The sequence below is a fragment of the Nocardia sp. NPDC058633 genome (assembly GCF_042717045.1).
Lineage (GTDB): Bacteria > Actinomycetota > Actinomycetes > Mycobacteriales > Mycobacteriaceae > Nocardia.
The window spans coordinates 1-12,045 of sequence record NZ_JBHXRA010000007.1 but is presented as its reverse complement, the minus strand read 5'-3'; the positions used below and the strand labels follow the sequence as shown (position 1 = coordinate 12,045).

The window sequence follows — 12,045 nt, the reverse complement described above, 5'->3', positions numbered from 1 at the left end:
TTCGGATTCTTCGCGTGAACAGAGGAACCTGGCGGCACTCGCGCGCTCGACCGGTTCATGCTCAGAACAGGAGTGCTCTCGGACATGACTCGTCCAAGGCAACCGGTTCATTGTGCCAGACCGGATAACCGCGACTGAAATCGGCCTCACTCGTCGCCGTGCTGGTCGGACGCCGAGTTCTCTACCGCGGAGCCGGTCCGGCGGCGCGGCAGCAGATGTGGGTGCGGCAGCGGTGCGGGCGGCGCCGCGACGACGGTGCGCGCCAAGACGGCCTCGGCGGCGGTGCGCGCGTGTTCGACGTCGGGCTTGCCCGCGATCAGGTCCTGGACGAAGATCTTCGCGCGGATGACCGGTCGACGGTAGCGCCGCTCGCGTGCGATGGCCCGGCTCATGGTCTTGGGCCGGTTGCCGTAGCGCCAGCGCGCCCACGGCGCACCGGGCCTGCTCAGCCGTACCGCTCCCACCAGGAGCAACGGTGTGAAGAACATACCGAACAGCCCGGTCCAGATCTTGCCCTTGGCGATCACCACCCCGGCGAGCAGCAGGTTCACCACCACCGTGATCGCCACCCCCACCCGAACCCCGACGCCGGCCGACTCGCGGAATTCGTCGTAGTCCAGGAACGTCGCGGGTTGCACGCCGAGCAGCAGCAGCCCGGTCACCGCGAGCGCGACGAACACCGCGTCCACCGAGGTGCGTCCCTGTTCGGACCAGTACACGTCGCGCAGATAGAAGATCAGCGCGAATTCGTCCAGGACCAGCGCGGCGCCGATCCCGAACAGGGCCGACAGCACGCTGGAGGTGACCTGGGTGCCGTCTTCGGCGGTGGCGATCAACCCGATGCCCGAGAGCAGCACCGTGATCACGCCGAACACCATGTGGTGGATGTGGGTGTCGCCCGCCTTCACATTGCCCGGCCACCAGCGCACATTCGCCCGGATCATCCGCACGCTGAGCCGGATCACCAGGAATCCGAGGATGAATCCCAGCAGGAAGCAGAGCAGGGGCAGGCGGCCGTGCGCGATCACCTCGTGTTCAAGCCACCGTCGCATGCCGCCTGCCCTGTCGTCGAGTTCCTACTTGTTGCCGAAACCGGCCGCGCGCAGCGCGTCGGCCATCGACCCACTCGGTGCGGCAGCCGGCTTGCGCTGGTTACCGCCGCCGTTGCCCTGTCGTCCCTGTCCCTGCTTGCGAGCGGGCGCCTGGCCGCCTTGTCCACGACCCTGACCGCGCGGCGCGCCACCACCACGATTGTCCCCCTGCGCGGGCTTGCCCGACTCGTCATCGAGACGCAGAGTGAGTCCGATCCGCTGACGGGCGACGTCGACCTCGAGAACCTTCACCTTCACCACGTCACCGGACTTCACCACTTCGCGCGGATCCTTGACGAAGGTGTGCGACAGCGCCGACACGTGCACGAGCCCGTCCTGGTGCACGCCGACGTCGACGAACGCGCCGAACGCGGCCACATTGGTGACGACGCCTTCGAGCACCATCCCCGGTTTCAGGTCGGCGACCTTCTCGATGCCCGCGGCGAATTCGGCGGTCTTGAATTCCGGGCGGGGGTCGAGTCCCGGCTTCTCCAGCTCGGCGATGATGTCACTGACGGTGGGCACACCGAATTTCTCATCGGTGAAATCGCCGGGCTTCAGCGCACGCAAGGTGCTGGTGTTGCCGATGACCTCGGCCATCTCGCGGCCGGTGTGCTCGAGGATGCGGCGCACGACGGGGTAGGCCTCGGGGTGCACGGCCGAGGTATCCAGGGGGTCGACACCGCCGCGGATGCGCAGGAAGCCGGCGCACTGTTCGAAAGCCTTGGGGCCCAGGCGAGGCACTTCGAGCAGAGCGGTGCGGCTGCGGAAGGGACCGTTCTGATCACGATGGGCCACAATGCTTTCCGCCACCGACCCGGAGACCCCGGACACGCGCGAGAGCAGCGGCACCGACGCGGTGTTCACGTCGACACCGACCGCGTTCACCGCGTCTTCGACAACCGCGCCCAACGAGCGCGCCAGCAGCGTCTCGGACACGTCGTGCTGGTACTGGCCGACACCGATCGACTTGGGATCGATTTTCACCAGCTCGGCGAGGGGGTCCTGCAGACGCCGGGCGATGGACACCGCGCCGCGCAGCGACACGTCCATGTCGGGCAGTTCCGCCGAGGCGTAGGCGGAAGCGGAGTACACCGAGGCGCCCGCCTCCGATACCACGATCTTGGTCGGCTTGTTCTCCGGGATGCGCGAGATCAGTTCCACCGCAAGCGCATCGGTCTCGCGCGAGGCGGTGCCGTTGCCGATCGCGATGAGCTCCACGTTGAAGCGGGCGACGAGCGCGGCCAACACCGCGAGAGACTTCTCGGTCTGCCCCTGCGGCTTGTGCGGGTAGATGACCTCGGTCGCGACGGCCTTTCCGGTGGCGTCGACGACGGCGACCTTCACCCCGGTGCGGTAACCCGGGTCCAAGCCCATGGTGGTGCGGGTGCCCGCGGGCGCGGCGAGCAGCAGGTCGCGCAGGTTCGCGGCGAACACGTCGACCGCGTCCTTCTCCGCTGCCTGACGCAACCGCATCCTGGTGTCGATACCCAGGCTCACCGCCAGCTTGGTGCGCCAGGCCCAGCGGACGGTGTCGAGCAGCCAGGAATCGGCCGGGCGACCCTTGTCGGCGATGCCGAAGGCGACCGCGATGCGCCCTTCGTAGATCGTGCGCTCACCGGGGGCCGGTTCTTCGGTGTCGGCTTCGAGGTGCAGCGTGAGCATCTCCTCCTTCTCCCCGCGCAACAGCGCCAGGATCCGGTGCGATGGCAGTTTGTGGAAGGGCTCGCTGAACTCGAAGTAGTCGGAGAACTTGGCCCCCGCCTCCTCTTTACCGGCACGCACCGTCGAGGTGATCCGGCCGCGGTTCCACATCAGCTCACGCAGCTCACCGACCAGGTCGGCGTCTTCGGCGAAGCGTTCGACCAGGATCGAGCGGGCGCCGTCGAGTTGTTCGGCGGTGTAGGTCGCCGGGTCGGTGCTCGGGTCGCCGATCAGCGCGTCGGCCACCGGCTCGTGTCCGGCTTCGCGGGCGATCTGAGCCTTGGTGCGGCGCTTGGGCTTGTACGGCAGGTAGATGTCTTCCAGTCGCGCCTTGGTCTCGGCGAGCATGAGCTGCGAGTGCAGCGCGGGATCGAGTTTGCCCTGGCCGCGGATGGATTCGATGATCGCGCCGCGTCGCTCGTCGAGCTCACGCAGATACCCGAGGCGTTCCTCGAGCTGACGCAACTGGGCATCGTCGAGGCCGTCGGTGACCTCCTTGCGGTAGCGCGCGATGAACGGAACCGTCGAACCGCCGTCGAGCAGTTCGACGGCGGCGCGGACCTGGGTCTCGCGCACCCCCAGTTCATCGGCGATCCGCCTGCCTACGCTGGCGATGGTGGTCGTGCTGTCGGCGATCTCGGGCGCTGTCGTCACAGCCGCAGAGACTACAGCGCATCCCCGACACCCCGCTGGCACCCAGGTCAGCGGATTCCCTCGCCCCGGCTACTCAGCCGAGGATCTCCCTGGCGAGTTCGCGCATCTCGGCCTTGCGGACCTTGCCGGTGACCGTCATCGGGAACTCGTCGACCACGTGCACGTAGCGCGGAATCTTGTAGTGGGCGAGTCGACCGGTGCAGAAGGCTCGGACGGCGGTGGCGTCGAGGGGCGTCGCACCCTCGCGCAGACGGATCCAGACCATGAGCTCCTCCCCGTACTTGTCGTCGGGGACGCCGATGACCTGGGCATCGACGATATCGGGGTGGGTGTAGAGGAATTCCTCGATCTCGCGAGGGTAGATGTTCTCGCCGCCGCGGATGACCATGTCCTTGATCCTGCCGGTGACCGAGAGGTAGCCCTCGGCGTCCATGACGCCGATGTCACCGGTGTGCATCCAGCGCGCCGCGTCGATGGACTCGGCGGTCTTGTCGGGCTGGTTCCAGTAGCCGAGCATCACCGAGTAGCCGCGGGTACACAGTTCACCGGGCTCACCGATGGGCACCGTGCGACCGCTCACCGGGTCGACCACCTTCACCTCGAGGTGCGGACCGACTCGTCCGACGGTGGCGGTGCGACGGTCGATGCTGTCGTCGCGACGGGTCTGGGTGGAGACGGGGCTGGTCTCGGTCATGCCGTAACAGATCGCGACCTCGCTCATGCCCAGCCGATCGATCACCCGCTTCATCACCTCGACCGGACACGGTGAGCCTGCCATGATGCCGGTGCGCAGGCTCGACAGGTCGTAGTCGACACCGGAGTCGAGCTCGGCCAGCATCGCGATGAACATCGTCGGCACACCGTAGAGCGAAGTGCACCGTTGCGCGGCGACGGCGGCGAGGGTCGCGGCCGGATCGAAGGACGGAGCCGGAATCACCACGGCCGCACCATGTGTGGTGGCGGCGAGGTTGCCCATCACCATTCCGAAGCAGTGGTAGTACGGCACCGGCAGGCAGATGCGATCGGCCTCGGTGTAGGCGCAGAGTTCGCCGACGAAGTAGCCGTTGTTGAGGATGTTGTGGTGGCTCAGGGTCGCGCCCTTGGGGAAACCCGTTGTGCCCGAGGTGTACTGGATGTTGATCGGGTCGTCGGCCGACAGGCTCGCTGCGATCTCGGCCAGGCGTGCGGCGTCGGGACGTGTCCGCGCCACCGCATCCCACTCCACGCCGCCCAGGACGAGCACCTGCTCGAGCTCCGGACAGTCGGGGCGGACCCGCTCGATCATCGCGACGTAGTCGGAGCCCTTGAACGCCGGCGCCGCGATCAGCGTCCGCACCCCGGACTGCCCGAGGACGTAGGCGAGTTCGCTGGTGCGGTAGGCGGGGTTGATATTGACCAGGATCGCGCCGGTGGCGGCGGTCGCGTACTGCACCAGGTACCACTCGGCGCAGTTGGGCGCCCAGATACCGACCCGATCGCCCGCGACGATCCCGCGCTCGGCCAGGCCGGTGGCCAGCGCGTCGATCGCGGCAGCGGCTTCGCGGTAGGTCCAGCTGCGGCCGGTGATCTGGTCGACGAGAGCGTCACGATCGGGGTGGGCGGCGGCGGTGCGCGCGTAGTTCGCACCGATGGTGTCGCCCAGCAGGGCGGTATCGGCGGGTCCGCAGCTGTAACTGGGTTCTGACATCAGCAAATCTCCTCGCCGCGCGGCGGGAAACGCCGCACCTTCACCGTCGGTACACCTGACCCTCTCTAGAATGTGGCATACGTCACGGCCGCACCACCCCCGAAAGGGTGACTTCCGGGGCGCGATGAACGCGCGTCCTGATTGTGCAATTCGTCACTTTTGTCGCTCTGTCGGCAGTAGTGCGAGGGCGGCGATGGGAGGCGCTCGGCCACCGCGATCACGAGGTCGCGCACACGACACCTTCGTCGCACTCCCTCGCGAGAACATCGATTTCCCACGGAGACATCGGCTACGCAGGGCAATCGTTGCGGCACGCACTCCCGCCCGCGCACCGGTGTACAGTCACCAGGACCAGAACCCGTTCCGAATGGAACCAGCAATCCTCACTATGGACGTTCGCACAACGAATGCGGCCTGTGGATACCCAAATGTCTTTAGGACAAAACAATCTCGGCACGCATCCGGCCCGGTACCGTCGGTCCGATGACGGAGCCTTTTCAACTGGCCGGCCTCTCACTGGACTGTGAAGACCCCGAGTCCCTCGCCCGCTTCTACCTCGGACTGCTCGGTGGCCGTGTCCTGTGGAACGACGCGCACAGCGTCGGAATCCGTATCCCGTCGGGACTGACGGTCGCCGCGCAACGCGTCGAGGACTACTTTCCGCCGCAGTGGCCGGGCACGGCCGCGGTGCACCTGGACCTCGCCGCCGATGCCGACCTGGATCTGTGCGAACAGCACGCCCTCGCGATCGGCGCGAAACCCGCACCGGTACAGCCGGATCCGCGCTGGCGCGTGTTGCTCGACCCCGCCGGGCATCCGTTCTGCATCACCACTCGCGTGGTTTCGGGATAGGTCAGGGCAGCAGATCGGGGCGGCGCTCGGCTGTCCGCTCCAGCGACTGTTCGTGACGCCACGCAGCGACCTTGGCGTGGTCGCCCGAGAGCAGGACCGGGGGCACGTCGAGGCCGCGCCAGGACACCGGCCGGGTGTAGCTGGGCCCCTCGAGGAGCCCGTCGGAGAACGAATCCTGCTGGTGGGACTGCTGATTGCCGAGCACGCCGGGGATCAATCGCACCACGGCCTCTGTCATCACGAGCACCGCGGCCTCGCCGCCGATGAGCACGTAATCGCCGATGCTCACCTCCTCGACGCGGACCCGGCGGGCGGCGTCGTCGAACACACGCTGGTCGATACCTTCGTAGCGACCGCAGGCGAAGACGAGGTGTTTCTCGGTGGCCCAGCGCTGCGCGGTGGTCTGCGTGAACGGCACCCCGGCCGGAGTGGGGACGACCAGTAGCGCGTCGTCGGGGCACACCTCGTCCAAGGCGGCGCCCCAGACGGTGGGCTTCATGACCATGCCCGGACCACCGCCATAGGGCGAGTCGTCGACCGATTTGTGCACGTCGTGCGTCCAGTCGCGCAGGTCGTGCACACCGATCGAGATCAGGCCCTTGTCCACGGCCTTGCCCAGCAGCGCGGTGCGCAGCGGCTCCAGGTACTCCGGGAAGATCGTGACGACGTCGAGTTGCACGAATTACTCCGGATCGAGCAGGCCCTCGGGCGGGGTGATGACCACCAGTCCATCGGCGAGCGAGACCGTCGGCACGATGGCGGTGACAAAGGGAACGAGAATTTCGCGACCGTCGTCGGCGGCACGCACCGACAGCAGTTCGCCGGCGGCCGAATGCAGCACTTCCGTGACCGTACCGACGAGGGTGCCATCGGTGAACTCGACCCGCAGGCCTTCGAGTTCGTGGTCGTAGAAGGCGTCGTCGTCCTCCGACGGCGGCAGCGAATCGCTGTCGACGACGAACAAGGTGCCACGCAGAGCGTCGGCGGCGGTGCGATCGTCGATGCCGTCGACGAACACCAGAAGCCGGCCCGAGTGCTCTCGGGCCGACTTCACGGTGTAGTCACGGGTCGCCGACGACTTCGGCATCCTGCCGCGCAGGGTGACGCCCGGCGCGAACCGGACGTCGGGCTCGTCGGTGCGCACATCGACGACGAGTTCGCCGCGCACGCCGTGCGACTTGGCGACCCGACCTACGACGAGTTCCATCTAGGCGTCGGTATCGACCACGTCGACCCGGATCCCACGGCCACCGATGCCGGCGACCAGGGTGCGCAGCGCGGTCGCGGTACGACCACCGCGCCCGATCACCTTGCCCAGGTCTTCAGGATGGACGTGCACCTCGACGGTGCGTCCACGACGGCCGGTGAGCAGCTCGACACGGACGTCGTCAGGGTTGGCGACGATGCCGCGAACCAGATGTTCGACGGCATCGGCAACAACGGCAGTCATTACTCGGCAGCCTCGGTGGTGGCTTCCTCAGCGGCAGCCTCGTCCTTCTTGGCGGCCTTCTTCTTCTTGGTGACGGCCTCGGCAACGGGCTCGTTGTCGGCGGCGGCCAGCGCGGCGTTGAACAGGTCCAGCTTGGAGGTCTTCTCAGCCTTCACCTTCAGGGTGCCCTCGGTGCCCGGCAGGCCCTTGAACTTCTGCCAGTCGCCGGTGATCTCCAGCAGACGCTGCACCGACTCGGTCGGCTGCGCGCCGACGGACAGCCAGTACGCGACGCGCTCGGCGTCGATCTGGATCAGCGAAGGCTCTTCCTTCGGGTGGTACAGGCCGATGGACTCGATGGACCGGCCGTCACGACGAGTACGGGCGTCGGCGACGACGACGCGGTACTGCGGGTTGCGGATCTTGCCGAGACGGGTGAGCTTGATCTTGACAGCCATGCTGCTTCAGCTTCTTTCAGTAGTTTGGTCACCACGCGATTCAGCGACCCACATGGTCTGCGGGTCCGGTTTCGCGCATGTGTGCGTGACCGCCGCGCGGTACGTAACCGGAGACGGGCTGACACTGTCCAGGAAGGACGAGGGTTCATTCTGCCAGACGACCGGGCGAGGCCGGAAATCACCTCCGCCGTTGGCGCGCTATCTCACCGCAACTGGGCGGTGTCCACCACCACCGGCACCGGGCCCGGCGCCGTGATCGACTCACCTTCGGTCGCGAGGATTTCCTGACGGTAGCCGGACTCGCCCAGCTCGTAGCCCCAGAACCGTGCGGGCTTTCCGTCGGGCAGTTCGACGATCCAGAGGTGGGGCACCCGCGCCGAAGCATAGGCGGCGATCTTGGTGTCACGCTCCGCGCGTGTGCTGCCCGGTGACCAGATCTCGACCGCGAGCGCGAGATCCTCCGCCGCGAAGGTCGTGTGTTCGATTCCGCAGGTGACAACGGCGATATCCGGAATCACGCCGACACGAAACGGGGTACTGATCCGGACGCCGACCGCGGGCAGCACACGGAGGTCGGATCGCCCGGAAATCCGTAGCGCATCGCGCAACATCACAGCCAATTCGAACGAGGCATACTGATGCGGACCACCCGGCGGCGGCGTCCTCTGCAGGTACCCCCAGATGAGTTCGAGTCGCGATCCATCCACCGGCTGCTCTTCGGCGAGCCAGTCTTCCACAGACTTCGGGCCCAACGGGTGGATCATCGAAACCTCGGCGCTCATGGTCATTTCGTCCGCCCCCGTGTACCAGTGATAGCCACTCGAACTCCGACAGGTACCCACGATCGCCTCCGCGCCTCAACGCGGGCGACGTCAAGTCGTAGCGACTGGCGCACTCGACCTGGCACGCTACGTGCCCCAAATATGTAGCTCAGTTGGGCCAGATATGGCTCCAAACGGATCACATCTGGCTCCGTATGGGTCATATTCGTCCCCGAACGGGTCAAGATCTTGCTCACCAGCTGCGCTGGGTCGAGCCCAACGCCAACCGTTCGGGCGCCACGGAGCCGTACGGTGCGCAGCGATCAGCGGTGGCCGGTGACCGGGTTCGGTGTCTTGACGACCAGCCCACGCAGGACGACCCACTGTGGGTCGGTCAGTGACTGTGGATGCTCGCGGGGGTCCTCGGCGTAGACGACGAAGTCGGCCGGGGCGCCCTCGTCGATGCTGGGGCGGCCGAGCCAGGTGCGGGCGTTCCAGGAGGCGGCGCCGAGTGCGTCGTGAGGTGACAAGCCCGCGCCGGACAGGGCGGTGATCTCGTCGGCGATGCGGCCGTGGCGGATGGAGCCGCCCGCGTCAGTGCCCGCGTAGATCGGCACGCCCGCCTCGTGCGCTTTGCCGACAGTGTCGCGGACTCGGCGGTGCAGCTCGCGCATGTGGGCGGCGTAGACCGGGAACTTCGTGGCGCTGTCGGCGATGCCGGGGAAGGTGTCGATATTGATCAGGGTGGGGACCAGGGCGGTGCCGTTGGCCACCATCAACTCGATGGTGTCGTCGGTGATGCCGGTGCCGTGTTCGAGGCAGTCGATGCCCGCGTTGATCAGACCCGGCAGCGCGTCCTCACCGAACACGTGCGCGGTGACCCGAGCCCCGTTCGCATGGGCCGCGTCGATGGCCTGCTTCAGGATGTCGTCGCTCCACAGCGGCCGCAGGTCACCCACTGAACGGTCGATCCAGTCCCCCACGATCTTGACCCAGCCGTCGCCGAAGCGGGCCTGCTCGGCCACGATCTCGGGCAGGTCGCGTTCGTCGTCGAGTTCGATGCCGAGTTCGCGGATGTAGCGCTTGGGTCGGGCGATGTGGCGGCCCGCGCGAATGATCCGGGGCAGCTCGGCATGCTCGTCGATGAAGCGGGTGTCGATCGGCGACCCCGCGTCGCGCAGCAACAGCGCACCGACGTCGCGTTCGGTCTCGGCCTGTTCGATCGCGCCCTCGTGGGTCTCGTCGCCGCCGCCGTAGCGAATACCGACATGGCAGTGGGCGTCGACCAGTCCGGGCACGATCCAGCCGGTCCGGCACAGGGTGTCCGCACCCGCGACCGGGTCGAAGGTCACCGCGCCGTCGACCACCCACAGGTCGCGTTCCTCGTCACCGGGCAGAACCACCCCGCGCACGTGCATGAAGAGCTCCTCGATGTCCTCGATGTCGACCCCCTGCCAACCTACCGCCGACCTCGCCGCGCCGGTGGTGTCGTCGAGCTCCGGCCACACCACCGCTACCCGCCCGACCCGACCCGACGGGGACCGAGCCCACCTGCGCGCCGGGCTCCCCCCGCGAACCAGCGGCTAGCTTCCCGACGGGTCGGCGTCGAGAAAGACTGTCACCCTGGCGATGCGTGTCGAGTCGGGTGCGAAGTCGACGAAAGCGACGCCCTGCGACGCACCGACTCGCACGCTCACACTGACCGTGCGACCGGCGGCGATCATCTTGTCCCACTGCATCTTTCGTGTACGATCGGCGAATTCCGCGACCGAGATCGGGTGCCCGGCGGGGAGCTCGAGCACTGTCCGCTCGTCGAGCAGAGCCCGCACACCGGCCGAGTCGCCGGATGCGGCCGCGGTGAACAGTCGCCTGACGATGCGCTTGCCCGACCCGCCCACACCGCGCAGCGCCCGCATCATGCCCATCGCCCCGCCCACGCCGAGCTCGGCGACGAGCTGTGGCCCGAGCTTCGCGCCCGCGAGCAGTCCGGACGGCCCTGTGCGCAGCAGTCGCGCGATCATCGTCGCCAGCTCCCAGTGCGCGGCGAGACGCACGATCCGCCAGCCGCCGTCGGTGCCGACCAGGTCGTAGCGCAGATGCATCGGCACGGTGACGGTGGCACCGGTCGACATCGTCGTTTCGATGTGCAGGTCGCGCACCACCGTGTGTCCGGCGACGAGATCGCGGTCGACGCGGAAGACGATGGCGTTCGGCGCGATGAAGACGTTGTAGAAGCGCCCGATCGCGTCGGGTCCGAGGTGTTCACGCGACCCGTAAGGGTCGTGCACCGCGGCGTTCTCGGCGAACAGGCCGACCCAGGCGGCCTTGTCGTGGGCCGCCACGGCTCGCGGTGACGCCAGCACCGCCGCCAGCAGGTCCTCGGCGGTCCGATCCATCGCCATGTTGCTCCTCCATAGTCCCGCTACCCCGGCGCGATCCATGATAGAACGTGTTCTAGTTTTGCGTCGGCGTTCGTGCGCGGCGCCTGTTGGACAAGAGGATCTCGATGGACTGGTACACCGGGAACACCACCTACGACACGGTGCTGGCCATCGCCTTCGCCTTCGCCGCGTTCGTGATCGTCGGCGGACTGTTCGCGCAGAGCCCCTACGGCCGCTTCGCTTCGAACAAGGTCGGCTTCAATCTCAATCCCAAGCTGGGCTGGTGGCTGATGGAGCTGCCCGCGACCGTCGTGTTCGCGGTGTTCTATCTCAGCGGCCCCGATCGCTTCGAACCGGTGCCGCTGGTGTTGGCCGCCATCTGGCTGCTGCACTACAGCAACCGGGGCTGGTTCTTCCCGCTCTCCATTCGGCAGGTGCCGGGCAAGAAGAGCAGTTTCAATGTCTCGGTGGTCGCGGCGGGCGTGTTCGTGACGGCCCTGCACGGCTATCTCAACGGCGCGTTCTTCAGCAACGACTACAAGAATCAGTACGGCACCGCCTGGCTCACCGATCCGCGATTCCTGATCGGCGTAGTGGTGTACCTGTGCGGATTCGGGCTGCTGGTGCGGTCCGAGGCGATCGTGCGCAATCTGCGCGACAAGAACAACCCCGGCGCCGCCGAGTACCGCATCCCCCACGGCGCGGGCTTCCGCTTCGTCAGCAGCCCGGCCTATCTCGGCGAGCTGATCGCCTGGGCCGGGTTCGCCCTGCTCACCTGGTCGCTGGCCGGCGTCGTGATCTTCCTGATCACCGCGGGAAACCTGGTGCCACGCGCCTTCGCTACCCACCGGTGGTACCGCGAGAAGTTCGCCGACTACCCAGCGAACCGCAAAGCACTGATCCCCGGCGTCCTCTGACAAACCAACCCCGCCCGCGACCCCGACGAGCGGCGGCCACGCAGTGGCCGGTCCGCGGCCGGGTCGCCGGTCAGCCGCCGTTGCGTAGGCGACGAAGGAGCAAGCAACGGT

General features: G+C 67.4%; 12 protein-coding genes. 2 read left to right on the top strand and 10 right to left on the bottom strand.

The features are described from left to right. Positions 1-146 precede the first annotated feature (146 nt). From ACFWUR_RS10530 to ACFWUR_RS10520, 3 genes are all read right to left on the bottom strand, one after another. Positions 147-1,052, bottom strand: coding sequence for a hypothetical protein (locus tag ACFWUR_RS10530; protein WP_378905091.1), 906 nt, complete (start codon positions 1,050-1,052; stop codon positions 147-149). A 24-nt stretch (positions 1,053-1,076) separates the two neighbouring features. Then, positions 1,077-3,449: a Tex family protein gene (locus ACFWUR_RS10525; protein WP_378905089.1), complete on the bottom strand. Its 2,373-nt coding sequence runs from the start codon at positions 3,447-3,449 to the stop codon at positions 1,077-1,079. Positions 3,450-3,522: 73 nt separating this feature from the next. After that, positions 3,523-5,136: an AMP-binding protein gene (locus tag ACFWUR_RS10520; RefSeq protein ID WP_378905086.1), complete on the bottom strand. Its 1,614-nt coding sequence runs from the start codon at positions 5,134-5,136 to the stop codon at positions 3,523-3,525. Positions 5,137-5,619: 483 nt separating this feature from the next. Here ACFWUR_RS10520 and ACFWUR_RS10515 point away from each other — a divergent pair, with 483 nt between their 5' ends. Beyond that, the gene (locus tag ACFWUR_RS10515; RefSeq protein WP_378905083.1) at positions 5,620-5,988 is read left to right on the top strand and encodes a VOC family protein; all 369 of its coding nucleotides are present in this window, start codon (positions 5,620-5,622) and stop codon (positions 5,986-5,988) included. Position 5,989: 1 nt separating this feature from the next. Here the strand turns inward: ACFWUR_RS10515 and trmD are convergent, their stop codons facing one another. The 7 genes from trmD to ACFWUR_RS10480 all read right to left on the bottom strand — a co-directional run bounded on the left by trmD (position 5,990) and on the right by ACFWUR_RS10480 (position 11,038). Continuing rightward, positions 5,990-6,667 carry a tRNA (guanosine(37)-N1)-methyltransferase TrmD gene (gene trmD / locus ACFWUR_RS10510; RefSeq protein WP_378905080.1) on the bottom strand — a complete coding sequence of 226 codons (678 nt, stop codon included), beginning with the start codon at positions 6,665-6,667 and terminating at the stop codon, positions 5,990-5,992. A gap of 3 nt (positions 6,668-6,670) precedes the next feature. Beyond that, the gene (gene rimM, locus ACFWUR_RS10505; RefSeq protein ID WP_378905077.1) at positions 6,671-7,195 is read right to left on the bottom strand and encodes a ribosome maturation factor RimM; all 525 of its coding nucleotides are present in this window, start codon (positions 7,193-7,195) and stop codon (positions 6,671-6,673) included. Further along, positions 7,196-7,438 (bottom strand): RNA-binding protein, encoded by a 243-nt coding sequence (locus ACFWUR_RS10500; protein WP_056811833.1) that lies wholly within the window; start codon positions 7,436-7,438, stop codon positions 7,196-7,198. Further along, complete coding sequence (rpsP, locus tag ACFWUR_RS10495) at positions 7,438-7,875, bottom strand: 30S ribosomal protein S16 (protein WP_378905074.1); 438 nt, start codon at positions 7,873-7,875, stop codon at positions 7,438-7,440. Before rpsP ends, ACFWUR_RS10500 begins: the two co-directional genes overlap by 1 nt. 203 nt (positions 7,876-8,078) lie before the next feature. Further along, complete coding sequence (locus tag ACFWUR_RS10490) at positions 8,079-8,657, bottom strand: Uma2 family endonuclease (RefSeq protein ID WP_378905071.1); 579 nt, start codon at positions 8,655-8,657, stop codon at positions 8,079-8,081. A 302-nt stretch (positions 8,658-8,959) separates the two neighbouring features. Continuing rightward, positions 8,960-10,054 (bottom strand): amidohydrolase family protein, encoded by a 1,095-nt coding sequence (locus tag ACFWUR_RS10485; RefSeq protein ID WP_378905773.1) that lies wholly within the window; start codon positions 10,052-10,054, stop codon positions 8,960-8,962. 165 nt (positions 10,055-10,219) lie between these two features. Further along, positions 10,220-11,038: a nuclear transport factor 2 family protein gene (locus tag ACFWUR_RS10480; RefSeq protein WP_378905068.1), complete on the bottom strand. Its 819-nt coding sequence runs from the start codon at positions 11,036-11,038 to the stop codon at positions 10,220-10,222. Positions 11,039-11,142: 104 nt separating this feature from the next. On the opposite strand from ACFWUR_RS10480, the gene ACFWUR_RS10475 reads away from it, so the two are divergent. After that, complete coding sequence (locus ACFWUR_RS10475; protein ID WP_378905065.1) at positions 11,143-11,934, top strand: 3-oxo-5-alpha-steroid 4-dehydrogenase; 792 nt, start codon at positions 11,143-11,145, stop codon at positions 11,932-11,934. The last annotated feature ends 111 nt before the right edge of the window (positions 11,935-12,045 follow it).